Source organism: Exiguobacterium sp. s21 (assembly GCF_018617975.1).
In the GTDB taxonomy this organism is placed as follows: Bacteria; Bacillota; Bacilli; order Exiguobacteriales; family Exiguobacteriaceae; genus Exiguobacterium; species Exiguobacterium mexicanum_A.
On record NZ_JACSLF010000002.1, the window covers coordinates 214,451 to 239,194 of the forward strand.

Genomic DNA, 24,744 nt, shown 5'->3' on the forward strand with positions numbered 1-24,744 from the left:
CACATCATTTTGGGAGAAAGTGGGGATTGTTGTGAAATCATTTAAGAAGCTTCTGTTTGGCATCGTCCCGATGATGATGTTCGCACTACTGTTATCAGGGTGCGGCGTAGAGGGATTGTCTGCATTGAAGCCGATGGGAGAAGGAGCTGAGATTCAGCTTCGCATCATTCTCATCAGTTTGGCAATCATGCTCTTTGTACTTGTCATCGTAACGATTATTTACGTGTACGTGCTCATGAAATTCCGTCGGAAAGATGAATCGATTCCGAAGCAAGTCGAAGGAAGCAGCACGCTTGAGATGATTTGGACAGTCGTTCCAATCATTTTATTGATCATTCTCGCTGTTCCGACGATCACGACGACAGTCGAGCTCGCGAAAGCGAAAGAAGCGAAAAAAGAAGAAGAAATCAATGTCACGGCCAACCTTTACTGGTGGGAATTTGAATATCCGAACGCAGGCGTGGTCACGGGTCAAGAACTCGTCATCCCAGTCGGTAAGCGTGTCGGCATCAACTTGACATCGAAAGACGTCATTCACTCGTTCTGGGTACCGGCCTTGTCAGGTAAGACGGATACGAACCCAGGCCTTGATAACGAAATGTGGTTGCATGCAAATGAACCAGGTACGTTCTACGGGAAATGTGCCGAGCTTTGCGGACCTTCACACGCACTCATGGACTTCAAAGTCATCGCACTCGAGCAAGAAGAGTACGACCAATGGCTCGAAGACATGAAAGCACAGCAGGACGCAAACACAGAAAACCTCGTTGCAGATAACCAAAACTTGACGACAGGCGAAGCCGTGTACGTCGAGAGCTGCTTGAGCTGTCACGGTGGCGGGAAAGTCGCGCCGAGCTTGACGAACTTTGGTGATCGCGAATGGTTGGCGGGCTACCTCGAAAACAACGAAGAGAAGTTGAAAGAATGGATTCGCGACCCACAAGAATTGAAACAAGGCGCGCTCATGCCTGGCTTCGGTGAAGGCCAAATCAGTGATGAAGAGTTAGATGCACTCGTTGACTTCTTGTACGATCAGAAGATTGACTAACGGGAAAAGGGGGATTTCACGTGGCACAGACCACTGCTATGCAGCAACCGCGTAAATACAATGGCATCATGGATTGGGTTACGACGGTTGACCACAAAAAAATCGGTATTTTGTATTTGTTCTCAGGAATCTTCTTCCTCCTTCTCGGTGGAATTGAAGCTTTACTTATTCGTTGGCAACTCGTTCGTCCGATGAACGACTTCGTCAGCGGCGAAACGTTCAACCAATTGATCACGATGCACGGGACGACGATGATCTTCCTAGCGGCCATGCCGATGCTATTCGGATTTATGAACGCCGTCGTTCCGCTACAAATCGGGGCACGCGACGTCGCGTTCCCGTTCATTAACTCACTTGGTTTCTGGTTGTTCTTCTTCGGTGGTGTCATGCTGAACCTTAGCTGGTTCTTCGGCGCTGCACCGAACGCAGGGTGGACGGCGTACGCGCCGCTCTCGACACAACCTGAAGCATCAGGGGTCGACTTCTACGCCCTAGGTCTTCAAATCTCAGGTTTCGGTTCACTCATGGCCGGGATTAACTTCCTCGTCACGATTTTGAACATGCGTGCACCAGGCATGAAACTCATGCGGATGCCGCTCTTCACGTGGACGACGTTCGTCGCTTCGGCGTTGATCGTCTTCGCGTTCCCGCCGCTCACAGTCGGCTTGTTCATGTTGATGTTCGAGCGCTTGTTCGGTGCCGTCTACTTTGATCCGGCAGCCGGCGGTAACGTCGTCATCTGGGAACACCTTTTCTGGATCTTCGGACACCCGGAAGTATACATCTTGATACTCCCTGCGTTCGGTATTTTCTCGGAAATCATTCCGACATTCGCTCGTAAACGTCTGTTCGGTTACACAACGATGGTCTTCGCAACGATGCTCATCGGTTTCCTCGGATTCATGGTTTGGGTCCACCACATGTTCACGGTCGGTCTCGGACCGGTCGCCAACTCAATCTTCGCTGTCGCGACAATGGCCATCGCCGTTCCGACAGGGGTCAAGATCTTCAACTGGTTGTTCACGCTATGGGGCGGACAAATCAAGTTCAACGTCGCGATGCTCTACTCGGTCGCATTCATTCCATCGTTCCTCGTCGGGGGGATGACAGGGGTCATGCTTTCGGTCGCACCGGCCGACTATCAGTATCACGATAGTTACTTTGTTGTCGCTCACTTCCACTACGTTATCGTAGGTGGGGTTGTCTATGGTCTATTCGCAGGACTTTACTACTGGTTCCCGCTCATGTTCGGCAAAGCGCTCTCTGAGAAGCTTGGCTACTGGCAGTTCTGGTTGTTCTTCATCGGGTTCCACTTGACGTTCTTCCCGCAACACTTCCTCGGATTGTTCGGGATGCCACGCCGCGTCTTCACATACCTTCCTAACCAAGGGTTTGAGACGATGAACTTACTGTCGACGATCGGTGCCTTCTTCATGGGTGTATCGACAATCATCTTGCTCGTCGCTGTTGTCAAGGCATTCTTGTCGAAGCAACGCGTCAAGCCAGACCACTGGGAAGATGGACGTACACTTGAGTGGACGCTTCCTGTACCGACACCAGAGTACAACTTTGCACAAACACCGCTCGTCAAAGGTCTCGATACGTTCTGGCTCGAGAAAATGGCGGGCAACAAACGGGTCTCTGTTGCTGAACCAGTAGCAGACATCCACATGCCGAACAACTCGTTGATTCCATTCTTCATGTCACTCGGTCTTTTCATCGCCGGACTTGGAGCGATCTTCCAAATGGATAACGCGGTTGTCGGTTGGTCACTCATCGTGATCGGATTACTCATCACATTCGTGTCGATGTTCCTCCGTTCATGGATCGACGACCATGGCTTCTATATTCCAAAATCACAGATTGAAGCGGATTTGAAAGCGATTCGTGAGAAAGGAGACCAATAAATGGCACATGCAGTCGAAAAACACCCGGTGACCGGTATTCCGGCCAATCCAGAGAAAGCCACGCTGGAAGGGAAAAATAAATATGTGGCCTTCTGGTTCTTCCTCGGTGGAGAGACTGTTCTCTTTGCCTCGCTATTCGGAACGTACGTCGGTCTACTGAACTCTGGTGCGCCAGAGGAACTTCGTTCGTACAATATCTTTGAGATGGGGCTCGTCTTCTTAATGACGATGCTCCTCCTCACAAGTTCGCTCACAAGTGTTCTCGCCATGATGAACATGAAAGCGAACAATCCAGGCCGCATGAAGTTTTGGTTGGTCGTCACGCTTCTCCTCGGGGCTGGATTCCTTGGAGCAGAGATTTATGAGTTCATCCACTACTACCACATCGGTCACACGTTCACATCGAGCGCGTTCGGATCTGCGTTCTATACGCTCGTCGGATTCCACGGCGCACACGTCACGTTCGGTCTCCTTTGGATCACGACGCTGTTGATTCGCAACTGGAACCGTCCAATCGATGTGTACAACGCACCGAAGTTCTACGTGTCGAGCCTGTACTGGCACTTCATCGACGTCGTATGGGTTTTCATCTTCTCAATCGTCTACCTCTTAGGGATGGTGAGCTAATATGGAAAAACAACCAATGAACGAAACGCACAAACAGTTAGAGCTTGAAGTAAAAGCCGAATCAAGACGCGAGTATCAACTTCAGTTGATTAGCTTCGCGATGATGATTTTGCTCACATTCGTCGCGTTCGGTGCCGTATACGCTGAACTCATGCCGGTGTGGGCGGCAGGTGGCTTCTTGATCATCCTCGCCATCATCCAAGTGTTCTTGCAGCTTTATATCTTCATGCATATGAACAACCGTGGCAACACGTGGATCGTCGGAATGATGTGGCTCGGCATCTTTGTCGCCATCATCACGGTCGCGGCCCTTCGCTTGCTCATTTGGTAAATGTGACAAAGGATTGAACATCTGTGGAAACATAGATGATTCAGTCCTTTTTGCTTTACTTCAAAAATAAAGGAATAGTAATCTTGAAGTGAACGGTTTCATCGGTTTGGGAGAGAAAGAAAAGGGGTGAAGGGATGCTCTGGAATACATCAGAGCTACTCAAACAGTTCGATTGGACGACGCTTTGGAGTCCATGGTTCGGATTGTTGATGGTAGGGTTGTACGTCCTCTATGCGGTCGTCACAGAGAGCATGGCGAAGCGAGGGTACGAGTCGACCACGTTGCTACAAAAGTTCAGCATGTTATCCGCTATTTTATTGTATTACATCGGTTTCGGTAGCCCGGTCGATGTGCTCGCGCATATCATCTTCTCGGTGCATATGTTACAGATGGTGCTCGTCTATGTGCTCGCACCGGCGCTCGTCGTGTACGGGATGCCATATTGGGTGTTTGAAAAATTATTTAGCTATAAGGTGATTGGGCCGACGCTCAAATTTATGACAAAACCTTTGATCGCACTCGTTTTGTTCAATGCATTATTCACGTTCTACCATATGCCATTCATTTTTGACTACGTGTTGACGAACTATGGTGTGCACCGCATCTTCCACGGCGCTCTCCTCGTCTTCAGTTTGACGATGTGGTATCCGGTCATTGCACCATTCCTCTCGGAAGAAGAGGAAGGCATGTCTGATTTGAAGCGGATGGTATACATCATCGCGAACGGGGTGTTGTTGACACCGGCGTGTGCGTTCATCATCTTCAGCCAAGGCATTTTGTATGACGCCTATACAGACGCAGAAACGTTTGCGACCGTGCTCGGCTACTGTATGCCGAACGGGGACGTATCCGGCCTTGATTTGAACGCGCTCATGGGCGCGACGAACAGCGCCCTTGAAGACCAACGCTTCGGTGGGGTATTGATGAAGCTCGGTCAAGAAGTTGTCTACGGTTTCTTCTTCGGCTGGACGTTCTTCGGCTGGGTGCGCCGGACAAAATCGCTTGCGCTCGATGAAGGCATGTCGTTCACACCGCAAGAACCAAAAGAGAAAAAATGAACTAAGTCAAAGGGGAAACTACGATGAATTATCTTGCCTTGATCAGTGTGACATTCATTGTCATCAGTGCTATTTTAGTCGCAATCGGCTGGACGATCATCGCGCGTGATCGTCGCAACGTCGACAAACATAAAAAAGTCATGACGGCTGCCGCGATTGCCGCGACAACATTCTTCATTCTTTACGTTTCGCGTACGATTTTTGTCGGCAATACCGCTTTCGGCGGACCTGATTCAGTGAAGCCATACTATTTGGCGTTCATGATCTTCCATATCTTACTCGCGACGACAGGCGGAGTCCTCGGCTTGATCACGCTTTACCTCGGCTATAAAAACAAAGTCGAGAAACACCGGAAAATCGGACCGAAAGCTTCGGTCGTCTGGTTCTTCACGGCGATCACAGGGGTGACGGTATACGTCCTCCTCTACGTCGCCTATGACCCAGGTGAGACGACGAACGTCTTCCGTGCCATTATCGGTGGGTGAATCGAGAGAGGGGGAAGAGGATGAAACGGAATAGCTATATGACGGTCGGTTTGACGGTCGCCATTTTGGTGGCAATCGGCGTGGCCTCGTACTTCTTATTCTTTAAAGAAGAGGACTTGCCCGTCATCCAAGAGCCGACCCCGTTCACGTTGACGAACGCGCTCGACGGTCAGTCGTACAATTCGGACAACGGTAAAGTTAAAATCGTCACGTTCTTTTACACGAACTGCCCGGACATCTGTCCGCTCACGTTGCGCGACTTCATGAAGCTCGAGCAAGAGCTGAAAGCGAACGATCTATACGGGACGGACGTTGAGCTCGTCGCCATCACGGTCGACCCGGAAGTCGATACGGTCCCCGTCTTAGAGAACTACGGGGCGGCGTTCCAAGCCGAACCGACGGGCTGGAAGATGTTGACCGGAGACAAAGCCGATATCGACCGTATCACGCGTCAGCTTCAGTTCTACTATTCGAAAGCGAACAGTGGCCTCGTCACGCATGCGACGACGATGTATATCATCGATCGCAAGCATGACGTGCGCGCGGTCGCCCAAATGGCGACGGCAGGAGAAAAACCTGTCGACATCGAAACCATTATGGAGGACGTGTTAGTACTCGCGGCAGAAAAGGAGTGAAGAAGATGAATGATACGATGGCTGTCATCGGAAATGATTATTCCTACGGAGATGTGACGATTGCCGAACGGGCGATCGAGGATTTGATCGCTTGCAGTGCGATCGAATTCGGATTGCGTGAAGTGAAAGTCGTGTCTCTGTCGAAAGAGCAATACGATTATCAAATCATCGCACCCGTCTCGCTCGTCGAGGCTGAACGCTTGTATCGGTATGTGCGCGATCAGTTCGACTTGTTGCTCGGACAGGTCGATGTGACGCTTAATGTGATCGGAGTATAAAAAATGGAGAACCCCAGCCGGGTTCTCCATTTTTTTGAGCGCACAAAAGAAAAACCCCTTCGCTTATGCAAGGGGTTTTACTTCGAGTGTCTCAGCGAGTGCGGCAAGACGACGCTCGCAATCACGGACGATTTCTTCTGGGAACTCTTCGTCGTACTCGACGCCGTGCGGGTAGTAATGTTTTCCGAGAATCGGTGTCAACATTTTAACGACCGCATGACGGTCCTCGATTTGTCCTTCAATCGCATATACCGGTAAGCGAAGGTAGAACGTCTCGCCTGTCGATTGTTTCTCGTATTTCATGTCATACGTTGCACGCTCATAGTCCCAAGCGCCTTCACGGATGAAATGATGATGATCCATGATCGTCTCGAGCAAACCGAAGCGGATCTCTTTTCCCTCGATGTGGAACTGCTCAAATTTCATCATAATCCCCCTTTTCCCTAATAAACCTCATATGTCATCATATCATATTCGAAAACGTTCTTGGAATAACGTGTGTTCAAATTGTGAAAAAAAGATGAACGCCTCAAGCCTGGGTGTCGAGGTAGTGGGCAATCTTGTCTGTAAGCCTCACACCGAGCGGCAGGAGCCCTTCCGAACCGAAGAAGACGTTGAACTCTAAAATGTAAAATTCACCGTCTGCGACGATGACGTCGAAGGCAGCGTGATTGATGTGAAGCGTCTTGGCGATATCGAGCACTTCCGCGACGACGTCTTCCGGGATGTCGTCATACGAGAAGTGGGCACCTTGGGCGACGTTGTTCAAGAACGCTTCGCTGACGCGCCAGTACGAACCGACGACTTCTTCACCGATGACGATGATCCGTAAGTCGCGGTCATTCGGGATATATTGCTGGACGTAGAACGTCTCGTGCTTGTCGACGTATTCGAGCCAGTCCTGTTCATGCTTGATGAGCCAGACGCCTTGTCCCATCGACGACTTGGCCGTCTTGGCGACGAACGGGTACTCGAACTCTTCCAAGACACGCTCAATCGTGTAAGGGTTTTTCCCGTAGATGAGCGTCTTCGGGATGCGGTGCGGGAACGTCGCCTTGAAGGCGCGCGTCATCTCAATCTTATCGTGCCCGAGGTGATACGTGGCCGGCGACGGGAAAATCGGTTTATTCAGTCCGTAGATGATCGAGTTGACCATCCAATATTCAGGGAACAAGACGAGGTCGGCTGCTCTTACTTTATCGAGCTGGTCGTAATAATATTCAGGTTTCGCATAGTCGGTCTTGATGCCGGCCGAACGAATCATGTTAAATGAGACTTTTTTCATAGCGAGGTGCACGGATGCACCTGTTCACTTCCTTTCTGGTTGGACGCTTGACAGTCACGTTCAATTATAAAGCCGATTGCTTACAGAGGGAATCAAATGTGTTAAAATCATGGCAGAAAGGGTGAAAGCCATGATTATTACTGAACAGACGATCGCCCTGCTCGATCAAACGGAATCGTTAGCCGATTTGATTGAAGCGAGCGAGTCGTTCCAAACATATATCGCCACGAAACAAGCGCGAGCCCAATCGGAGGAAGCGCGCCTCGTGGAACGTGAGTTCTTGCGGATGAAAGAAGATTACGAGTACGTACAGCGGTTCGGGAAACATCACCCGGACCACGATCGCATTAAAAAAGAGATGCATCTCGTCAAACGGCGTCTCGATGTCCAGCCAGAAGTGGCCGCATTTAAAAAAGCGGAACGCAGTTTAGATAAACTGCTCGGGGAAGTGAGTGAGCTGTTGGCCTTCTCGGTTTCTCCAAAAATCAAAGTCCCGACCGGAAACCCGTTCTTCGACGAAGGCGGATGTTCAGGCGGAGGAAGTTGTGGAGGCGGAAGCTGTGGATGTGCCATCTGAGACGTTTGAGTTGAATGGTCGAATCGGGTTCGTCGTCTACGTCCAATCATTGAAGCAAGTGAAGGCGTTGCGTCGCTATGCGAACCTGTATTACGTGTCAAAGCGGGAGAAGTACGCCTTCTTGTATACCGACCTCGATGGACATGAGGCGATTCTCGAACAAGTGAGCGCGTTGCCGTTCGTCGAAGCGGTCGTCCGCAGTGAGCGGCCGTTCGTCGCGGAGACGTACGAATCGAAGCAGAAATAACACAAAAGATGAAGGCGGCACCGCCTTCATCTTTTGTGGTGAAGGAGAACGGAGATGCGAGTGATTTCAGGAGAACGAAAAGGGACCCGACTCAAGGCGGTCCCGGGGTCGGCGACACGACCGACGACAGATAAAGTGAAAGAATCATTATTCAACATCATCGGCCCTTATTTCGCCGGGGGAGCTGCGCTTGACCTATACGCCGGGAGCGGTGGGTTAGGGATTGAGGCGTTGTCACGGGGATGTGACCATGCCGTGTTCGTCGACAAGCAACGAAAGGCGATCCAGACGGTCACAGACAATTTGAAGACGACACACTATGAGTCCAAAGCGACGGTGTTGCAACAAGACGCCCGGTCGGTCCTCGACCAACTCGTTTTAAAAGGACAGCCGTTTAAATTGATTTTCATGGATCCCCCATATCATGCGGAAGAACATGTGCCGTTTTTACACATCATTGAGTCGAACCGACTATTGACGGACAACGGGGTCGTCGTCTGCGAACATGGCAGCGATGTGACGTTACCGGATCAGGTCGGGCAGTTGGAAAAAATCAAGGTGCAGCGCTACTCGGACGTGATCACGATCAGCTTCTATGAGTATGCGGCGACCGAGGAGTGAGAACATGTCAAAACGTATCGCGATTTGCCCGGGGAGCTTTGACCCGATTACGAACGGTCATTTAGATATCATCGAGCGGGCAGCAGCCATCTTCGACGAAGTCATCGTCGCCGTGCTCGAAAATTCGAGCAAGGCACCATTGTTTAATGTAGAAGAGCGTTTGTCGCTCATCCGTGAAGTGACGACCCATTTGCCGAACGTTACCGCCGACGCGTTTGGGGGATTGCTCGTCGAATATGCAGCGAAGCGTGAGGCGGCAACGATTGTCCGTGGGCTGCGGGCCGTCTCTGATTTTGAATATGAACTTCAAATCGCATCCATCAATAAAAAGTTGAATGAGAACGTGGAGACGCTCTTTATGATGACAAACAGCCAATATTCGTTCCTAAGCTCGTCAATCGTGAAAGAAGTCGCCAAATACGGGGCGTCCGTCGCTGAACTCGTCCCTGAACAAGTCGAGTACGCCTTGCGTCAAAAGTATAAAGTGAGCCAAGGGCAATGAAGTCGCTCAAAATCGGCTTCGGGTTGCTCCTGGCCGTCTTGATTTTCTTGTTTGTGCCGCTCCCGTATTACATCACCTACCCGGGGGAAGCAACGACGATTGAAGAATTCATGACGGTCGAAGGCGGGGACAAAGAACCCGGCGAGCTACAGATGGTGACCATCTCGCAACGTCGGGCGACTCCGCTTTGGCTCGTCGGCAGTTGGTTCACGCCGTTCACCGATGCCAGCCCGGCCAGTCGATACTTGTATGAGGGAGAAGGGGAAGCAGACTACGAGCGAAGACAAGAACTGTTGATGGCATCGTCCCAGCAGGCGGCGATTCAATACGCCTATGAGTTGGCGGACGCCGACGTGACGGTTTCGTTCGAAGGGATGTATGTCTCCGCCCCAATCAGCGGGTCGCTCGCGGCGAACGTCTTGAAACCGGGTGACGTGATCACCGCCATCGACGGCCAGTCGTTCGCGTCGCGTCTCGACTTCATCGAACGTGTCGCTTCGTTCGAAGCCGGCGATGAAGTGTCCGTCACGCTCGAACGGGATGAACGGGAGCTTGAGGTCGATACGCTTATCCAGCCGCTCGACCGGACCGGCGACCGGGTCGGTCTCGGGATTTATGAACCGTTACCGATTCAAGACGTGCGCACAGTCCCGGAAGTCTCGTTCGAACTGACGAACGTCGGAGGACCTTCGGCCGGTCTTATGTTCACGCTTGAAATCTTTGATCAGTTGACACCGGGTGATTTGACAGGTGGGGCTGTGATCGCCGGTACCGGCACGGTCGATGAGACCGGGACCGTGGGACCAATCGGCGGGGCGTGGCAAAAAATCGTCGCCGCCGATCGGGCCGGTGCGTCGGTTTTCTTCGTGCCGGACGGATCAAATTACGATGAGGCGATGGAATCGCTCGACCGCCTAGACAGTGACATCAAAGTCGTTCCGGTCAAGACGGTCGAGGAGGCCATCGATTATTTGGAGTCAATGAATTGAGGGGTTTGTACGTGTTCGACGAGTGACCGATTTCCGAGAGGAAGGCGATACGCCTCGGTCACTCGAGCTTCGAACGCAAGGTCAGGATGGTACTTGCTCATGAGCGGTACGTCTTTTTTTATGCCTTTCAACACGATTCGTCCAATCGCGTTGAACGCGAGCGGGCGGACGTAAGGCACCTCATCGAAACGCTCTGGCAGCTCATCGCGGCGCCAATGGACGAGCACAGAGACGAGAGCACGTTGAATGGCGGTCCGAGTGTAGCGTCTCGTCAACAGTCGAGCGAGCGCCTGCTCGAACGTCGGCTCGAGACCGGCTTGAATCAAACGCGGTGATAACGAACTGTCGATGCCGACAAGTTGGTCGAGCACGTCTTTCGGGGTGGTCCGTAACTTGTACTGCAAGACGGGCCAATAGAGTGACCAGTGTGCCATCGACACGTCCGCAAACAGTGCTCTCGTGGCGTCAGGGACGGCCCGGACCATACCTGTCTCCAAGTAGTGGCCGCGCACCCCCGTGGCCGACATGACGTCTGAGACGCTTGGGTCATGGTATCCCGCACCGAGGCGACGAATCGTATGGAGCTCGATCGTCGTCGCCGCTTTCGCGTAGTGATAGGCGAGGATATTGTTCGGAAGCGTCAAGTCGAAATCGGGATAGAGCGCACCGAACGCCTCACTCGACGCTTTGGCCGAGGATCGTCCTTGGTCAAGCGCTTCTTTTAGTGCCGTCTGATAAGCTGGCGTCGCCTCGATGTTTGCGGCCGCGGCCCGTTTCACGGCTGTGATGTCTCCGCTCTCGCTTCCGAACGACAGCGTTTGGCACTGCATGCGTTCGGCGATGGCGACGGCGGCGCTTGCGAACCGGTCGGCACGTTGTACCCCGTAACGGGTCGGCAGTTCCACGACGAGGTCAATCGCGCCCGTCTGGACGGCCGTTTTCGCGCGGCTCCATTTGTCGAACGCCGCCGGTTCCCCGCGTTGGGTGAACTGGGCGCTCATGACGGCGATGACGGCATCGGCGCCCGTTTCGATCCGTGCTCGTTCAGCTTGATGGAGATGCCCGTTATGGAACGGGTTGTACTCAGCGATGATGGCCGTTTTTCGCATAAAATTACTCCTTTGCATTGTCGATTGGATTGGTGTAAGATGGATAAGTACGCTTTGGCAAAGCGCCGTCGTCAACTGATTTTAGTGTAAAGAAAAAACATTGACAAAACAAGTTGGCCTATCTATAATTCATATTGTTGCAATTGAGGTGATTCGGATGAAGTGGTCTATTGCACAGCTACTTAAGCTACGAAACCAGGGTGACAGTTTTGCCATCGATGAGATGGTCGAACTACCAGAGCTTACTCAGCTCCATCCGGATATCCGTTCGATTCGCCCGGTGCATGTGCACGGGGATGCGTCGTTCACATCTAATCAAGTTACATTCAATTTGAAGGTTCAAGGTGACCTGACGTTGCCAGATGCGCGTACGTTGGACGATGTCATCTATGAATTTGATATTGAATCGCTCGAGCCTTTCTTTTTGGAGAATGGGCGTTATACGGAGCAATTCGATGATGTCAATTTGCCAGAAGGAAATACGATTGATCTGCGACCAATCGTAAGAGAGCTCATCATGTTAGACGTCCCGATGCAAGTTTTCGGGAACGAAACAGACAAAACTCAGGTTGAAGGGGAAGGCTGGTCCGTCATTGACGAGCAGCCGGACGACCAACCAAAAATTGACCCGCGCCTCGCGGGCCTCGCCGACTTGTTCTCTAAAAAAGAGGACGAGAACGGCTAACTTTTCAAGGAGGTGGACAACGATGGCAGTACCATTCCGTAGAACGTCGAAAACTCGCAAACGTCTTCGTCGTACTCACTTCAAACTCAACGTACCTGGTATGAACGAGTGCCCGAACTGTGGCGAAATGAAGCTTTCTCACCGTGTATGCAAATCTTGCGGACACTACAACGGTAAAGAAGTAACAAGCAAATAATGCGAAAAGAAGCGGTCTCCTCGGAGATCGCTTCTTTTTTCTTTTTGGGTCGTGGAAACAGATTGTGGTAAACTTTTGAGTGCAGACTAGACGTGGAGGGATGGCAATGAAGCCGATTAAACGAATTGGGATTATCGGGAACGGCGCCGTCGGCATGCTGATGGCTTCGCTGTTCGAACCGGATTATACGGTGACGCTCTATGGCCGTGTCGACGAGGCGACGACCGTGACGATCGAACGAATCGGCGTCACGAACGGGACGGCTCATGTAAGCCTTTGTTCGGTGACGTCACTCGTCGAGTCGGAGCAGGACGTTTTTTTTGTGACGACGAAAGCACATCAGGTCGAGGCGGCGACGGAACGATTATCAGGGGATGTGCCCGTCTTCATCTGTTCGAACGGGATCGCCCATCTCGACTACGCACGGAAACGAGGGTTTCATCTCGGCGTGGTCGAACATGGCGTGAGCCGCGACGGCGCCCGGCTCCAGCATACCGGGCTCGGGCGCATCCGGATTGGCAGCCTCGGCTCGCTCGAAGAGATGTCGTTCAACGCATCTCCACTCGATGTCGTCTGGGAAGCAGACATCGAGCAAGTCGTCACCGAGAAGCTATTCGCGAACGCGATCATCAATCCGATCACAGCGCTCTGTCGTGTCGAAAATGGTGCGGTCGCTTCGCCGCCTTGCCGTGACATCGCCGATGCCGTCTATACGGAATTGTCCACATTGTTTGATCTTCACGTGCCGTATACATATATCGAGACCATCATTGAAAAAACGGCCCATAACCGGTCTTCCATGTTACGTGACATCGAAGCAGGGCGCCAGACCGAGGTCGACGCCATCTTGACACCGCTGTTGAAACGGGCCGACGAGCGAGGCATCACATTGACCGTCATTCCCGTCCTACAAAAATTAATTTTAGGAGCGAGCGTATCGTGCTAGTGTATATCGTTTCATTTCCACTCGTCATTTGGTTTATGGTGTATATGATACTTAGAAAAATTATGCCGAAATCGGTTAATACGTTCAAACTCGTCTGTGATGCCGGCGTGGTCCTATGGTTCTATGCGTGTGGGATTTTGCTCGAGGCGATTGTCGGGGTCGATGTGTTCTGGCTGCTGTTCGCCGTCTGTGCCGCCATCTTCCCTGCCAACGCCATTTGGCAGCGGGTTCGCCATGAGGATGTCGTCTATTCGAAGATGTTCGTGCACGGGTGGCGCCTATTGTTTTTGTTGCTCGTCCCGGCCCACTTCGTCTTGTTCACGATCGGCATCGCACGCGAGATGATGTATTAATTGTTTGAAAGGAAGTCGTTATACGTGAGGATAGAGTCGCTAGATGCCATGTACGCCCCGTCGTCTCCGATGATGCAGGTGGAGACAGGCTATTCGAAATGGCTGGACTATAAAGGGATGGACGAACTCGAGGCGAGGGCTGACGAACTGACCGGACGTTCGTTCACGCATTTGCCCGCGCTTGTAACTATATTGCGAGACCAACAAACCGTCCACGGTCCGATGTCTCCCGCGCTCGAATCAAAGCTCGACGCGTTGGCTCGTGGCGAGGCGTTGACGATGGTGACCGGACAGCAAGTCGGGGTATTCGGTGGTCCGTTGTTCGCGGTGTATAAACTGTTGACCGTGATCAAAAAAGCCAAACAGGCAGAAGCGAAACTGAACAAACCGGTCATCCCGATTTTTTGGATGGCGACCGAGGATCACGACTATGCGGAAATCAACCACGTGTTCGTGAGCCAACCGTTGTCGCGTCAATTGCGTAAAGAGGCGCTATCGACGGTCCCGCTCGCCGGCAAGGCATCGATCGGGGAGTTAGAATTCGATCGACTGAAAATTGAGCTCGTGCAAATGCTACAGCGTGTGCTGTTATCAGAGACGGAGACGCCATACACGACGACACTTTATCAAGAGCTCGTCGCCGTGCTCCAAGCGAGCCATTCGTTCGCCGAATTTTTTGGGCGGATGATGCGCCGGTTCGTCGGAGAAGACTTCATCCTGTTCGACCCGCACCAACCGGAAGTCCGGGCGCTCGAACGCGATGCATTCAAGCGGTTGATTCGTGAACACGATCGTTTGAACACGGCGCTACGAGAGGCGTTCGAGGATGGCATGCCACACGTCGACTTGAACCGGGATGCGGCCCATCTGTTCTATCACGACGGCACACGCGAGTTGTTGACGAAACAAGACGGGGTGTTCACGACGAAACGAGGCCATCGATTCACCGAGGCCGAGTTGCTGCAACAAGTCGAGGAGCACCCGGAGCGGTTCTCGAACAACGTCGTGTCACGTCCGCTCATGCAAGACTTCTTGTTCCCGACGCTCGCTTATATCGCCGGCCCGGGGGAAATCGCCTACTGGCTTCAGTTGCGCCCGCTGTTCCATCTCTTTGGTTGGAACATGCCGCTCCTCATCCCACGGCTCGGGGCCGTCCTCGTTTCGACGAACGATGAGAAGAAGCTTGCCCAAGAAGGCGTGACGCTCGTCGATTACTTGACGAACCCGTTGCCGGACCATACGTTCGATGACGAGGCGTTCGACCAGAGTCTTTACGCCTACCGAACGCTCACGGAAGCGCTCGGTCGCGAAGCCGGGAAGCGGGGCCATCGATTTGACGCCAAGGCGCGACACGTACTTGATCGGCTCGCTGACGAAATGCGGGCCGAGGCGAAACGTGACCAATATCGGTTGAACAGTCGGCGGATTCATCTGTCGACAAGGCTCTTACCGATGGATGCGCCGCAAGAACGGATCTGGTCGATGGTACCGCTCTTGAATCGTCATGGCCTCGATGTGTTCAAACGGCTATTTGCCGCCTACGAACAGTCTGAATCGGAGCGATGTCTTGTTAAACTGTAAAATAAATACCAATGTTTTTTGATGGTTCCCTGAGCAATCAGGGAATCTTTTTTGTTTGTTACCTTTTTGTTTCCTCTTTTCGCTAAAAACCTATGCGGCGCTTGACATTTTTATGATAAAGTAAACGTAATAAAATAGTTGAAAAATGTAGGTTGAGAGGGTTTTTGTATGTTTGAGCATGAAACGGTTTTAAAAATGGAGTCCATTGAGGGATTGAATATTAAGCCAGACGGGATTTATGTCGATTGTACGTTAGGAGGAGCCGGTCACAGCGAAGAGATAGTCAAGCGTTTGACGACAGGCCATCTGTACGCCTTTGACCAAGACGACGTCGCGCTCAAGCACGCGAGTGAGCGGTTGGCTCCATATGAGGACCGGGTTACGTTCATTAAAAGCAACTTCGTCCATTTGAAAGATGAACTGCTGGCACGGGGAATCACCCAGGTCGATGGGGTATTGTTTGACCTTGGCGTGTCTTCGCCGCAGCTCGATGAGGCCGAACGTGGCTTTAGCTACAATTACGACGCGCCGTTAGATATGCGCATGGACCGTTCGCGTGAGCTATCGGCTTACCATGTCGTCAACGAATGGCCGTTCGGGGACCTTGCCCGCATCTTCTTTACATACGGGGAAGAGAAATTCTCGAAACAGATCGCCCGCAAGATCGAGCAAGCCCGTTCCGTCAAGCCGATCGAGACGACGTTTGAACTCGTCGAGTTGATTAAAGACGCGATTCCGGCGCCGGCACGACGAAAAGGCGGACACCCTGCGAAACGAACGTTCCAGGCGATCCGCATCGCCGTCAACGATGAATTGAACGTGTTCGACCGCGCCGTCCAAGACGCGATCGATCTACTCGCCATCGGTGGACGGATTTGTGTCATCACGTTCCACTCGTTAGAAGATCGGATTTGTAAGCAAGTCTTCAAAGAGAGAAGCCAGCATCCGCCGTTACCACCAGGATTGCCGGTCATCCCGAAAGAGTTTGAACCCGAGTTGAAGTTGATCACGCGCAAGCCGATCACGGCCGGGGACGTTGAACTTGAAGACAACCGCCGGGCCCGTTCAGCCAAGCTTCGGGTCGCAGAAAAACAAAAATAGACTGTACGTAGGAGGGATACCTGATGCCAGAAGCTGCTCGCAAGGCTTTGCAGCCTCAAGTTTCGCCGAATCGCAATCCGATTCCGCAAGAACGACCAATACCAGCTCCAAAACGACGTACGTTGACTTTGTTCGAATCCATCCTGTACCCGACCATGATCTGTTCAGTTGTCTTGTTCGGTGGCATCACGGTATCGAAACATAACGAAGCGTACAACATCATGCGCGACACGGCTCTGATCACACAAGAGACGAACACGATCGCGAAAGAGAATGAAGAATTGAAGTATGAGATCGCCCAACTAAGCTCACCTGAGAGAATCTATGCGATTGCTGAAAAGCTCGGAATGCAATTCAATGAGAACAACGTCAAGGTGATTGACTGATGAATTCTCTACAACAGAGTAAAAAAAGAGTGGCGTGGGTGGCGATTGTTTGCTTCACACCACTCTTTTTATTTTTTGTCGGTTGGTTCCTTTATTTGTCCGTCTTCCAGACGTACAAAGGGGAAAACATGCTCGCCTTCGCCGAGGAAGAACGCTGGAAAGCGGTCAGTACGTTAAAAGCGGAGCGGGGCGAGATTTTTGATCGGTTTGGACAACCAATCGCCATCAACATCCCGTCGTACCGAGTCGTGGCCGTGTTGAAGCTCGGCGGCGAGCGGGTAGAAAACAAGACGCTCATGCCCGAAGCGTTTCCTGAGGCCGCGAAGCAACTTGCGACCGTGCTTCCGATGACGGAAGGTGACATCTTGAAACGGCTCGAGCAAAACAAAGACCGTGGGCAAATCGAGTTCGGCGTGCCGGGTCGTGATTTAACGGTCGAACAAAAAGAAGAGATTGAAACGTTCAAGATTCCCGGGATCACGTTCGTCGAAGAACCGAAACGCTATTATCCGAACAAAGTGTTCGCATCAAGCGTCGTCGGATACGCCCAAAAGATTGACCAGAATGGGCGGATCGAACTCGTTGGAGAACTCGGGATTGAAAAGTCACTCAATGACGTCTTGAGCGAGTCGTATGGGCTGTATCGGTTCGAGAAAGATTTGGCCGGCCGTCAACTCGTCTCGAGTGACGAGCAATTGAAGGTTGACCCGGAAGATGGGGCGGACGTCCAACTGACGATCGATCACCGCATTCAACAGCTGCTCGATACGAAGATGGAAGAGCTGTATAAAGAGTACAAGCCGAAGAATGCGACGGCGATCATTATGGACCCGAAGACCGGCGAAATCATCGCCTTGTCGGACCGCCCATCATTCGATCCGAACACGCGTGAAATCAGCTCATACAGCAACTTCTCGGTATCGTCCCGCTTCGAACCGGGGTCGACGATGAAGATCTTCACGTTGGCCGCTGCCATCAACGAAGGTGTCTACAACCCGAACGAACTGTACAAGTCGGGTTCATATAAGTATGGCAAGACCGTATTCAATGATTACAACATTACCGGATGGGGTACGATTCCTATGGTAGAAGGCGTCTGGCACTCGTCGAACGTCGCCTTTTCGATATTGGCGAACGAACGGCTCGGACTCAGTCGCTACGAGGATTATTTCAAAGCGTTCAAGTTCGACCAACGCACGGGCGTCGATTTACCGGGCGAGGTCAACAGCCAGTTCGATTTCGAGAGCCCGCTCAACGTCTTGATCACAGCATGGGGTCAATCGACGGCCGTCACGCCAATGCAAATCTTGCAAGCGACGTCGGCCATCGCGACCGATGGGACGATGAAGCAACCTCATGTCATTAAAAAAGTCGTGAACCGTGAGACGGGCGAGACGATTCGGACGACGAATCCGAAAATCGTCGGACAGCCAATTACAGCCGAGGCGGCAAAACAGACGCGGGAAGCACTTGACGGCGTCGTCAATAGTGACGTCGGGACGGGGCAATTGTACGCCCTTGACAACTACCGCGTCATCGGGAAAACCGGGACCGCGCAAATTGCGGAGAACGGGAAGTATTTGAGTGGACAATATATCCATTCGTTCGTCGGCATGGCGCCGGAGGACGATCCAGAACTCGTCATGTATATCGCCGTCGACCGTCCGAACAGCGACTCGTCGACGACGGGACCACGCATCATGGCACCGCTGTTCAAAGACGTGATGGACGTCGCGCTCCGTTACCGGAGTGTCGAGCCAGACAAACAGGCGAAGACGATCGATGCGTCGACGAAGACGACAGAGTCATTCGTCGGGCAAGGCCGTGACGAGGCGGTGAAGGCGGCCAAGGCGGCGGCATTCACACCGGTGTCACTCGGCAGTGGCGAAACGGTCATCGCGCAAAGTCCGGTCGAGGGTCAACCGTACGTCGTCGGCGAGCGTTTGCTGTTGAAGACGGATGAGTCGTTCACGATGCCGGTCTTGAAAGGTTGGTCGCTCCGTGATGTGAAACGGTTGGCGACGCTTTACCAATTGAATTTAGAAATAGACGGTACCGGCTTCGTCACGTCCCAGTCGATTGGGAAAGGCAAGCCCGTCAAGACCGGGGCGACGTTAAAAGTGAAGCTCCAGTCACCGTCGAACTAACGCAAAGGGATGAAGAGGGCCTCGGCTCTCTTTTCCTTTGTCACAGGAGGAAATGGTTATGGAACAGTTGACGATACAAACACTCGCATCTTGGTTCGGCATGAAGACAGATGATACGCGTGAGGTGCGCCACGTCGCAACCGACTCGCGAGACGATAACGCCGACGGCTTGTTCGTCCCAATCATCGGGGCGCGTGTCGATGGACACGATTATATCGAAGCTGCCGTCAAACAAGGTGCGATCGTGACGTTTTGGGAGCAAGACCGGCCGTTGCCGGAAGGGATTGTCGCCATTCCGGTCGCATCGCCGCTTCAGGCGCTTCAAGAGGCGGCGGCCCGCTACTTGGCAGAGATTGATCCAAAAGTCGTCGCCATCACCGGATCGAACGGAAAGACCTCGACGAAAGACATGATCGCCGTCGTGCTCGGCGAGACGTTCAAGACACACAAGACGGCAGGCAATTTCAACTCGGATGTCGGCTTGCCGCTCACCGTGTTACGGATGCCACGCGATACGGAAGTCGCCGTCCTCGAGATGGGGATGAACGGATTCGGTCAAATTGAATTGTTGTCGAAGCTCGCTAAACCGGATATCGCTTTCGTCACGAATATCGGAGAGTCGCACGGAGAACAAGTCGGGGGGCGCGAAGGGATCGCGAAGGCGAAACTCGAGATCAAAGCCGGTCTGAAACCGGATGGCGTCTTGATCGTCGATGCCGACGAGCCGCTCCTCAGTGAAGCTGGCGGGTACCGCGTCGGTTATGAGGCGACGGCTGACGGGAAGCTCGAGGTCGTGGAGGCGACGTTCGATGCTTCGATTTTCCGATACAACAACGAGTTATATGAATTGAAAGTGCTCGGCGCCCATCAAATCCGCAACGCCGCCTATGCGATCGCTTGCGGACTCAAGTTCGGATTGGGACACGATACGATCCAACGCGGACTCGATCGGGTCCAGTTGACATCTATGCGGATGGAGAAGCGGATGTTCGGTGATGCGCACTTGATCAATGATGCCTATAACGCCAGCCCGACTTCGATGATCGCCGCCATCGAGACGATGAAAACACTTGAAGGGTTCACGCGACGTGTCCTCGTCCTCGGTGACATGTATGAACTTGGCGCAGATGAAGTCACGCAACACGAAAGTGTCGGCCGTGTCATCACGGCCCCGGTCACGGATTGCGTGCTCATCGGAGAGAAGGCGAAATGGATTGCGAACGGCATTACCGACCCGCGTGTGAACGTGACAACGGTGCCGAACGTCGAGGAAGCGAAAGTGCTTCTCGGCAGTTATCAACGCCCCCAGACTGTGATATTGTTAAAAGCATCGCGAGGACTGGCGCTTGAGCGCTTAGTTCAATAAAGAGAGTAGTGAGGTACGAACATGCTAATCAGTTTAATCGTCTTAATCAGTTCATTATTGACCGTATTGGTCGTCATGCCGCGGGCCATCCCGGCACTGCGTAACTTAAAGTTTGGCCAAGAAATCCGTGACGAGGGTCCGGGTTGGCATCAAAAGAAATCAGGCACTCCGACGATGGGAGGCATCGTCATCTTGCTTGCCCTCATCATCGGATTCCTCGTCTCGGTCGTCTTCGGAGAAGCCGTCGCCGGATTCGGGACGCTCTTGTTCGTGACACTCGCCTTCGGTGTGATCGGCTTCCTTGACGACTACATCAAAGTCGTCAACAAACGTAACCTCGGTTTGACATCGCTCCAGAAATTGATCGGTCAAATCGTCGTCTCCGTCCTGTTCGTCTGGTTCCTCTCACTCGGTGGGGAGCTCGACACGACGATTCAAATCCCGTTCACCTCGATCGCGTTTGAAACGGGTTGGTTCTATGTGGCCATCGTCATCTTCTGGCTTGTCGGTTTCTCGAACGCGGTCAACTTGACGGACGGTCTCGACGGTCTCGTCTCGTTCTCATCCATCCCGACGTTCGCCTTCTTCGGCATCTATGCCCTCGGGCAAGACGAAGCCGGAATTGCTTGGTTCGCCTTCAGTGCCGTCGGCGCCTTGCTCGGCTTCCTCGTCTTCAATAAATACCCGGCGAAAATCTTTATGGGTGACACGGGGTCGCTCGCCCTCGGTGGTGCGGTCGCGGGTCTCGCCCTTATGCTCAAGCTCGAGTTGTTGCTCGTCTTTGTCGGTATCATCTTTGTCATCGAGACGCTCAGCGTCATTTTACAAGTGCTCTCGTTCAAGACGACGGGCAAACGAATCTTTAAGATGAGCCCGATCCATCACCATTTCGAAATGGTCGGTTGGTCAGAATGGCGCATCGTCTTGACGTTCGGTGGAATTAGTTTGATCACGGCAGTCTTGTCGTTACTACTCATGTAATGGATGGTGGAAGACATGCAACAACAGTGGAACGATAAACGAGTCCTCGTACTCGGCGCGGCACGGAGCGGCATCGCCGCTGCCGCTTACTTAAGAAATGTCGACGCGTACGTGACAATCAATACCGGGAGCGAACCGTCAACGGAAGAACGGATGAAAATCGAAGCGCTCGGCATCAACGGCGTCTTCGGTTCCCATCCGCTCGAATTGCTCGACACGACGGACATGATCGTCAAAAACCCGGGCATCCCGTATCACATCCCGCTCCTTCAAGCAGCGCTTGAACGGAACATCCCGATCTATACAGAAGTGGAGCTCGCCTACTTGGCGACCGATGCCACGTTCGTCGCCATCACTGGTTCGAACGGGAAGACGACGACGACGACGCTCGTCCACGAATTGCTTAAAGGGGGAAGTCGTCCGGTGCATGTGGCAGGGAATATCGGTTTCCCGGCCATCGAAGTGGCATCGAAAGCGAAGCAGGGTGACGTCATCGTCATCGAGCTGTCGAGCTTTCAACTGATGGGCGTCGAACAGTTCCATCCGCAAGCGGCGGCACTGTTGAACTTGTCACCGGCGCATTTGGATTACCACGGCGACTTTGACTCGTATGCCGATGCCAAAGGAAACTTGTTCCGGAACATGACGGCCGCAGACCGTGTCGTCGTCAAAGGCAGCGACACGGAAGTGATGAAACGTGTCCCGTCCGGTCTTCCCGTCTCAACGTTCGGTTACGACAGTGGAGACGCACACGTAGTGGACGGTTGGATCACGCTTCATGGAGAACCGGTCATCCGCGTCGAGGACCTTGCCCTTGGTGGGGCCCATAACGTCGAGAACGTGTTGGCAGCCTTGTTGCTCGTCGAACCGTTCGACATTCCGCGAGCACACATCGAACGCGTCCTTCAGACGTTCGGCGGAGTGGCCCACCGTACAGAGAGCCTCGGGCGAGTGCTCGGCCGCCGGGTGTATAACGACTCGAAAGCGACGAACAACGTGGCCGCCGAAGCCGCATTGAACGGTTTCGAGGCCCCGATTGTCTGGGTGTGCGGAGGACTCGAACGTGGTGCCGACCTCACTTCTCTCGTTCCGGCGCTCGGCCGGGTCAAAGCGATTGTCGCTTATGGTGAGACAGCAGAGCGGTTCAAGTCGTTAGGTGAGGCCGAGCAGATTCCGTCGTTCGCGGTCGCTACGCTCGAGGCGGCGGTCCCGCTCGCGTTCGAACAGTCGGCGACTGATGACGTGATCTTATTATCGCCGGCTTGTGCAAGTTGGGATCAATATAAGACGTTCGAAGAGCGCGGCGAACATTTCGTCCGACTCGTGAATGCATATGAGGAGGCCAATCGATGAAAGTTATGATTTCTGGTGGAGGGACGGGTGGACATATCTACCCGGCACTCGCTCTTCTCGACACACTCAAAGCGAGGCACCCGAACCTCGAGGTGCTTTATATCGGGACTGAGAACGGTCTCGAGGCTGACCTCGTTCCACGGGCGGGCGTCCCGTTCAAATCGATCCGGATTGCCGGACTAAAACGTTCTCTATCGCTAGACAACATCAAGACGGCGTATTGGTTCATTCAATCCGTCCTCACGTTACGTAAAGAGATGAAGACGTTTCGTCCGGATGTCGTCATCGGAACGGGCGGCTTCGTCTCAGGACCGGTCGTCTTTACGGCACAGCAGCTCGGAATTCCGACCATCTTGCATGAACAGAACAGCATCCCGGGCTTGACGAACAAGTTCCTCTCGAAGAAAGCCGACCGCGTCGCCTTGTCGTTCGCCGGTTCTGAGTCGCAGTTCCCCGGAGCCAACGTTCGCGTCATCGGGAACCCGCGTGGGAGCGAAGTGTTGAAGACGACCGTAGATGAGGTGGCCGTCCGTGCCGAGTACGGGATCGATGAGCGGCCGATCGTCTTGATTTACGGCGGCAGCCGCGGGGCAGAAGCAATCAATCGCGCTGTCATCGAAGCTATTCCCGAGCTCGCGGTTGAACCGGTGAACGTGCTCTACGTGACCGGGAACGTGCACTACGACAACGTCGTGGCCACCGCGCCAACAGCTGAAAACGTCCATGTCTTGCCATACGTCTACGATATGCCTGAGCTTCTCGCTTGCGCGAGCCTCGTCGTGTCACGGGCCGGCGCGTCGACGATCTCGGAGTTGACCGCGCTCGGTCTACCGAGCATCTTGATTCCGAGCCCGTATGTGACGGCCGATCATCAGACGAAAAATGCGTCAGCCCTCGTTGAGAGCGGCGCGGCCGAATTGATCAAAGAAGGAGACTTGACGGGCGAGACACTCGTCAAGTCGATCCGTCACGTATTGGCACATCATACTGAGATGGCAGAAGCATCGAAACGGCTAGGATTCCCGCAAGCTGCGGAATCACTCGCCGACCTCGTCGAAGAAGTCCGCGGATAAAGGAGAATAGACATGGAGACACGTCAGAACACCGTTCGTAGTTTAGAAGACCGTATCCCGTATATGAAAGATCAGCGTCGTAAAAAAGCGAACCGACGCTTGTCGACCATTTTGATCTTATTCGCGGTGCTGATCGCACTCGTCGTATATATGCAGACATCGGTCTCTGACGTGAAGGCGGTGAACGTGAACGGTCTGTCCTGGCTGACAGAAGAGTACGTGCTCGCCGGGACGGACATCGATACGTCCACAAAAATCGTTCAAGTGTCACCGAAGGAGATTGAACGAGAACTCCGCGCCGTGCCTGGCGTGAAAGATGTCGACGTCGACCGCTCATGGTATAACATCGTGACAATCGATGTCGAAGAAGAAAAGATGATCGCGTATTCGCGGACGGATCAAGAAGAAGTCGTGGTACTTGCCGATGGCTCGCTTCATCCGACTGGAGGCATCACCGACCCTGAGAAGTTAAAGGACGGTCCACTCTTGCGTGAATTCACGGACAAAGCGGAACTCGAGAAAATCGCGACTGAGCTTGAACAAGTCGATGACGCGATGCGGGCCCGGATGTCGGAAATCGTGTTCTCGAAACAAGACGGGGAATCGACTCGATATGAGATTTATATGAACGACGGCAACACGATTCAAACGCCGACGTTCAAGCTTAGTCAAACCGTGGCCAAATACGGTGAAATCTATGAAAACATTCCAAAAGGACAACGAGGAACTGTCGTCATGGATGGCGGATATTATTTCGTCCCGTATGAAAAACCGAAAGAATAATCTGATATTTTACAGTCCTTAGACACATAAGGGCTGTTTTTTTATCGATTGTAATCGAATTGACACCCCAAAACCGCTTAATTTGTAGGATTCT

The 24,744-nt window shown here is 52.9% G+C and carries 29 protein-coding genes; 26 read left to right on the top strand and 3 right to left on the bottom strand.

Translation table 11 applies throughout. The features are described 5' to 3' along the window. Nucleotides 1–31 precede the first annotated feature (31 nt). The 8 genes from coxB (at nt 32) to KNP06_RS03615 (ending at nt 6,369) form a co-directional block, all read left to right on the top strand. Nucleotides 32–1,048, top strand: a complete 1,017-nt coding sequence (coxB, locus tag KNP06_RS03580) for a cytochrome c oxidase subunit II (protein WP_214791563.1) — start codon at nt 32–34, stop codon at nt 1,046–1,048. 38 nt (nt 1,049–1,086) lie between these two features. Then, nucleotides 1,087–2,955, top strand: a complete 1,869-nt coding sequence (gene ctaD, locus KNP06_RS03585; RefSeq protein WP_034777043.1) for a cytochrome c oxidase subunit I — start codon at nt 1,087–1,089, stop codon at nt 2,953–2,955. Then, the gene (locus KNP06_RS03590) at nt 2,956–3,582 is read left to right on the top strand and encodes a cytochrome (ubi)quinol oxidase subunit III (protein ID WP_034777044.1); all 627 of its coding nucleotides are present in this window, start codon (nt 2,956–2,958) and stop codon (nt 3,580–3,582) included. 1 nt (nt 3,583) lies between these two features. Beyond that, nucleotides 3,584–3,913, top strand: a complete 330-nt coding sequence (locus KNP06_RS03595) for a cytochrome C oxidase subunit IV family protein (protein WP_034777045.1) — start codon at nt 3,584–3,586, stop codon at nt 3,911–3,913. A 134-nt stretch (nt 3,914–4,047) separates the two neighbouring features. Next, a complete protein-coding gene (locus tag KNP06_RS03600) occupies nt 4,048–4,971 on the top strand; it encodes a cytochrome c oxidase assembly protein (RefSeq protein WP_214710555.1) in 924 nt (307 codons plus the stop codon). Nucleotides 4,972–4,994: 23 nt separating this feature from the next. After that, complete coding sequence (locus KNP06_RS03605) at nt 4,995–5,456, top strand: DUF420 domain-containing protein (RefSeq protein ID WP_034777049.1); 462 nt, start codon at nt 4,995–4,997, stop codon at nt 5,454–5,456. 20 nt (nt 5,457–5,476) lie between these two features. Then, the gene (locus KNP06_RS03610) at nt 5,477–6,091 is read left to right on the top strand and encodes an SCO family protein (RefSeq protein ID WP_034777051.1); all 615 of its coding nucleotides are present in this window, start codon (nt 5,477–5,479) and stop codon (nt 6,089–6,091) included. A 5-nt stretch (nt 6,092–6,096) separates the two neighbouring features. Continuing rightward, the gene (locus KNP06_RS03615) at nt 6,097–6,369 is read left to right on the top strand and encodes a hypothetical protein (protein WP_128122992.1); all 273 of its coding nucleotides are present in this window, start codon (nt 6,097–6,099) and stop codon (nt 6,367–6,369) included. 63 nt (nt 6,370–6,432) lie between these two features. On the opposite strand, the gene KNP06_RS03620 is transcribed toward KNP06_RS03615, so the two are convergent. Further along, on the bottom strand, nt 6,433–6,795 hold the full coding sequence (locus KNP06_RS03620) for a YugN family protein (RefSeq protein ID WP_021067026.1): 363 nt from the start codon (nt 6,793–6,795) through the stop codon (nt 6,433–6,435). A gap of 103 nt (nt 6,796–6,898) precedes the next feature. After that, the gene (locus tag KNP06_RS03625; protein WP_128122771.1) at nt 6,899–7,654 is read right to left on the bottom strand and encodes an ATP-grasp domain-containing protein; all 756 of its coding nucleotides are present in this window, start codon (nt 7,652–7,654) and stop codon (nt 6,899–6,901) included. Nucleotides 7,655–7,784: 130 nt separating this feature from the next. Here KNP06_RS03625 and KNP06_RS03630 point away from each other — a divergent pair, with 130 nt between their 5' ends. The 5 genes from KNP06_RS03630 to KNP06_RS03650 are packed head-to-tail and all read left to right on the top strand — an operon-like array spanning nt 7,785 to nt 10,590. Further along, nucleotides 7,785–8,231 carry a YlbF/YmcA family competence regulator gene (locus KNP06_RS03630; protein ID WP_034777059.1) on the top strand — a complete coding sequence of 149 codons (447 nt, stop codon included), beginning with the start codon at nt 7,785–7,787 and terminating at the stop codon, nt 8,229–8,231. Continuing rightward, nucleotides 8,215–8,478 (top strand): DUF2129 domain-containing protein, encoded by a 264-nt coding sequence (locus KNP06_RS03635; RefSeq protein ID WP_021067029.1) that lies wholly within the window; start codon nt 8,215–8,217, stop codon nt 8,476–8,478. Before KNP06_RS03630 ends, KNP06_RS03635 begins: the two co-directional genes overlap by 17 nt. Before the next feature lie 54 nt (nt 8,479–8,532). Then, nucleotides 8,533–9,099: a 16S rRNA (guanine(966)-N(2))-methyltransferase RsmD gene (gene rsmD, locus KNP06_RS03640; RefSeq protein ID WP_214710556.1), complete on the top strand. Its 567-nt coding sequence runs from the start codon at nt 8,533–8,535 to the stop codon at nt 9,097–9,099. A 4-nt stretch (nt 9,100–9,103) separates the two neighbouring features. Continuing rightward, nucleotides 9,104–9,601 (top strand): pantetheine-phosphate adenylyltransferase, encoded by a 498-nt coding sequence (gene coaD, locus KNP06_RS03645; protein WP_128122770.1) that lies wholly within the window; start codon nt 9,104–9,106, stop codon nt 9,599–9,601. After that, nucleotides 9,598–10,590, top strand: coding sequence for a SepM family pheromone-processing serine protease (locus KNP06_RS03650; protein WP_138859658.1), 993 nt, complete (start codon nt 9,598–9,600; stop codon nt 10,588–10,590). The genes coaD and KNP06_RS03650 overlap by 4 nt, the downstream gene beginning before the upstream one ends. Here KNP06_RS03650 and KNP06_RS03655 read toward each other — a convergent pair. Then, nucleotides 10,569–11,699: a tRNA(Met) cytidine acetate ligase gene (locus KNP06_RS03655; protein WP_214710557.1), complete on the bottom strand. Its 1,131-nt coding sequence runs from the start codon at nt 11,697–11,699 to the stop codon at nt 10,569–10,571. The two genes, KNP06_RS03650 and KNP06_RS03655, sit on opposite strands and share 22 nt — an antisense overlap. A 157-nt stretch (nt 11,700–11,856) precedes the next feature. On the opposite strand from KNP06_RS03655, the gene KNP06_RS03660 reads away from it, so the two are divergent. The 13 genes from KNP06_RS03660 to KNP06_RS03720 all read left to right on the top strand — a co-directional run bounded on the left by KNP06_RS03660 (nt 11,857) and on the right by KNP06_RS03720 (nt 24,650). After that, nucleotides 11,857–12,384: a YceD family protein gene (locus tag KNP06_RS03660; protein WP_034777064.1), complete on the top strand. Its 528-nt coding sequence runs from the start codon at nt 11,857–11,859 to the stop codon at nt 12,382–12,384. Nucleotides 12,385–12,406: 22 nt separating this feature from the next. Continuing rightward, nucleotides 12,407–12,580, top strand: a complete 174-nt coding sequence (rpmF, locus tag KNP06_RS03665; protein ID WP_015881300.1) for a 50S ribosomal protein L32 — start codon at nt 12,407–12,409, stop codon at nt 12,578–12,580. A gap of 106 nt (nt 12,581–12,686) precedes the next feature. Beyond that, complete coding sequence (locus KNP06_RS03670) at nt 12,687–13,526, top strand: 2-dehydropantoate 2-reductase (RefSeq protein ID WP_214710558.1); 840 nt, start codon at nt 12,687–12,689, stop codon at nt 13,524–13,526. Beyond that, nucleotides 13,520–13,879: a DUF3397 domain-containing protein gene (locus KNP06_RS03675; protein WP_214710559.1), complete on the top strand. Its 360-nt coding sequence runs from the start codon at nt 13,520–13,522 to the stop codon at nt 13,877–13,879. Before KNP06_RS03670 ends, KNP06_RS03675 begins: the two co-directional genes overlap by 7 nt. Nucleotides 13,880–13,903: 24 nt before the next feature. Beyond that, nucleotides 13,904–15,460: a bacillithiol biosynthesis cysteine-adding enzyme BshC gene (gene bshC / locus KNP06_RS03680; protein ID WP_232939291.1), complete on the top strand. Its 1,557-nt coding sequence runs from the start codon at nt 13,904–13,906 to the stop codon at nt 15,458–15,460. Between the two features lie 168 nt (nt 15,461–15,628). Further along, a complete protein-coding gene (rsmH, locus tag KNP06_RS03685) occupies nt 15,629–16,561 on the top strand; it encodes a 16S rRNA (cytosine(1402)-N(4))-methyltransferase RsmH (RefSeq protein WP_214710560.1) in 933 nt (310 codons plus the stop codon). Between the two features lie 23 nt (nt 16,562–16,584). Then, nucleotides 16,585–16,947: a cell division protein FtsL gene (gene ftsL / locus KNP06_RS03690; RefSeq protein WP_251126243.1), complete on the top strand. Its 363-nt coding sequence runs from the start codon at nt 16,585–16,587 to the stop codon at nt 16,945–16,947. A gap of 38 nt (nt 16,948–16,985) precedes the next feature. Next, on the top strand, nt 16,986–19,094 hold the full coding sequence (locus KNP06_RS03695; RefSeq protein WP_240731241.1) for a penicillin-binding transpeptidase domain-containing protein: 2,109 nt from the start codon (nt 16,986–16,988) through the stop codon (nt 19,092–19,094). A 58-nt stretch (nt 19,095–19,152) separates the two neighbouring features. Next, nucleotides 19,153–20,460: a UDP-N-acetylmuramoyl-tripeptide--D-alanyl-D-alanine ligase gene (locus KNP06_RS03700; protein ID WP_251129597.1), complete on the top strand. Its 1,308-nt coding sequence runs from the start codon at nt 19,153–19,155 to the stop codon at nt 20,458–20,460. Between the two features lie 21 nt (nt 20,461–20,481). Continuing rightward, nucleotides 20,482–21,441 (top strand): phospho-N-acetylmuramoyl-pentapeptide-transferase, encoded by a 960-nt coding sequence (gene mraY / locus KNP06_RS03705; RefSeq protein ID WP_214710561.1) that lies wholly within the window; start codon nt 20,482–20,484, stop codon nt 21,439–21,441. Between the two features lie 15 nt (nt 21,442–21,456). Continuing rightward, nucleotides 21,457–22,794 carry a UDP-N-acetylmuramoyl-L-alanine--D-glutamate ligase gene (gene murD / locus KNP06_RS03710; RefSeq protein WP_251129598.1) on the top strand — a complete coding sequence of 446 codons (1,338 nt, stop codon included), beginning with the start codon at nt 21,457–21,459 and terminating at the stop codon, nt 22,792–22,794. Continuing rightward, the gene (gene murG, locus KNP06_RS03715; RefSeq protein ID WP_214710563.1) at nt 22,791–23,867 is read left to right on the top strand and encodes an undecaprenyldiphospho-muramoylpentapeptide beta-N-acetylglucosaminyltransferase; all 1,077 of its coding nucleotides are present in this window, start codon (nt 22,791–22,793) and stop codon (nt 23,865–23,867) included. Before murD ends, murG begins: the two co-directional genes overlap by 4 nt. Nucleotides 23,868–23,879: 12 nt before the next feature. Then, on the top strand, nt 23,880–24,650 hold the full coding sequence (locus KNP06_RS03720) for a cell division protein FtsQ/DivIB (protein WP_214710564.1): 771 nt from the start codon (nt 23,880–23,882) through the stop codon (nt 24,648–24,650). Nucleotides 24,651–24,744: the final 94 nt, after the last annotated feature.

Coding starts and splice junctions, on each gene's coding strand:
- ctaD (WP_034777043.1), top strand. CDS start 1,087: ATGCAGCAACCGCGTAAATACAATGGCATCATGGATTGGGTTACGACG.
- coaD (WP_128122770.1), top strand. CDS start 9,104: ATGTCAAAACGTATCGCGATTTGCCCGGGGAGCTTTGACCCGATTACG.
- KNP06_RS03670 (WP_214710558.1), top strand. CDS start 12,687: ATGAAGCCGATTAAACGAATTGGGATTATCGGGAACGGCGCCGTCGGC.
- KNP06_RS03620 (WP_021067026.1), bottom strand. CDS start 6,795: ATGAAATTTGAGCAGTTCCACATCGAGGGAAAAGAGATCCGCTTCGGT.
- KNP06_RS03630 (WP_034777059.1), top strand. CDS start 7,785: ATGATTATTACTGAACAGACGATCGCCCTGCTCGATCAAACGGAATCG.
- murG (WP_214710563.1), top strand. CDS start 22,791: ATGAAAGTTATGATTTCTGGTGGAGGGACGGGTGGACATATCTACCCG.
- rsmH (WP_214710560.1), top strand. CDS start 15,629: ATGTTTGAGCATGAAACGGTTTTAAAAATGGAGTCCATTGAGGGATTG.
- KNP06_RS03605 (WP_034777049.1), top strand. CDS start 4,995: ATGAATTATCTTGCCTTGATCAGTGTGACATTCATTGTCATCAGTGCT.
- KNP06_RS03625 (WP_128122771.1), bottom strand. CDS start 7,654: ATGAAAAAAGTCTCATTTAACATGATTCGTTCGGCCGGCATCAAGACC.
- KNP06_RS03595 (WP_034777045.1), top strand. CDS start 3,584: ATGGAAAAACAACCAATGAACGAAACGCACAAACAGTTAGAGCTTGAA.
- KNP06_RS03650 (WP_138859658.1), top strand. CDS start 9,598: ATGAAGTCGCTCAAAATCGGCTTCGGGTTGCTCCTGGCCGTCTTGATT.
- KNP06_RS03615 (WP_128122992.1), top strand. CDS start 6,097: ATGAATGATACGATGGCTGTCATCGGAAATGATTATTCCTACGGAGAT.
- KNP06_RS03655 (WP_214710557.1), bottom strand. CDS start 11,699: ATGCGAAAAACGGCCATCATCGCTGAGTACAACCCGTTCCATAACGGG.
- KNP06_RS03660 (WP_034777064.1), top strand. CDS start 11,857: ATGAAGTGGTCTATTGCACAGCTACTTAAGCTACGAAACCAGGGTGAC.
- mraY (WP_214710561.1), top strand. CDS start 20,482: ATGCTAATCAGTTTAATCGTCTTAATCAGTTCATTATTGACCGTATTG.
- KNP06_RS03720 (WP_214710564.1), top strand. CDS start 23,880: ATGGAGACACGTCAGAACACCGTTCGTAGTTTAGAAGACCGTATCCCG.
- KNP06_RS03600 (WP_214710555.1), top strand. CDS start 4,048: ATGCTCTGGAATACATCAGAGCTACTCAAACAGTTCGATTGGACGACG.
- rpmF (WP_015881300.1), top strand. CDS start 12,407: ATGGCAGTACCATTCCGTAGAACGTCGAAAACTCGCAAACGTCTTCGT.
- murD (WP_251129598.1), top strand. CDS start 21,457: ATGCAACAACAGTGGAACGATAAACGAGTCCTCGTACTCGGCGCGGCA.
- ftsL (WP_251126243.1), top strand. CDS start 16,585: ATGCCAGAAGCTGCTCGCAAGGCTTTGCAGCCTCAAGTTTCGCCGAAT.
- KNP06_RS03590 (WP_034777044.1), top strand. CDS start 2,956: ATGGCACATGCAGTCGAAAAACACCCGGTGACCGGTATTCCGGCCAAT.
- rsmD (WP_214710556.1), top strand. CDS start 8,533: ATGCGAGTGATTTCAGGAGAACGAAAAGGGACCCGACTCAAGGCGGTC.
- KNP06_RS03700 (WP_251129597.1), top strand. CDS start 19,153: ATGGAACAGTTGACGATACAAACACTCGCATCTTGGTTCGGCATGAAG.
- KNP06_RS03610 (WP_034777051.1), top strand. CDS start 5,477: ATGAAACGGAATAGCTATATGACGGTCGGTTTGACGGTCGCCATTTTG.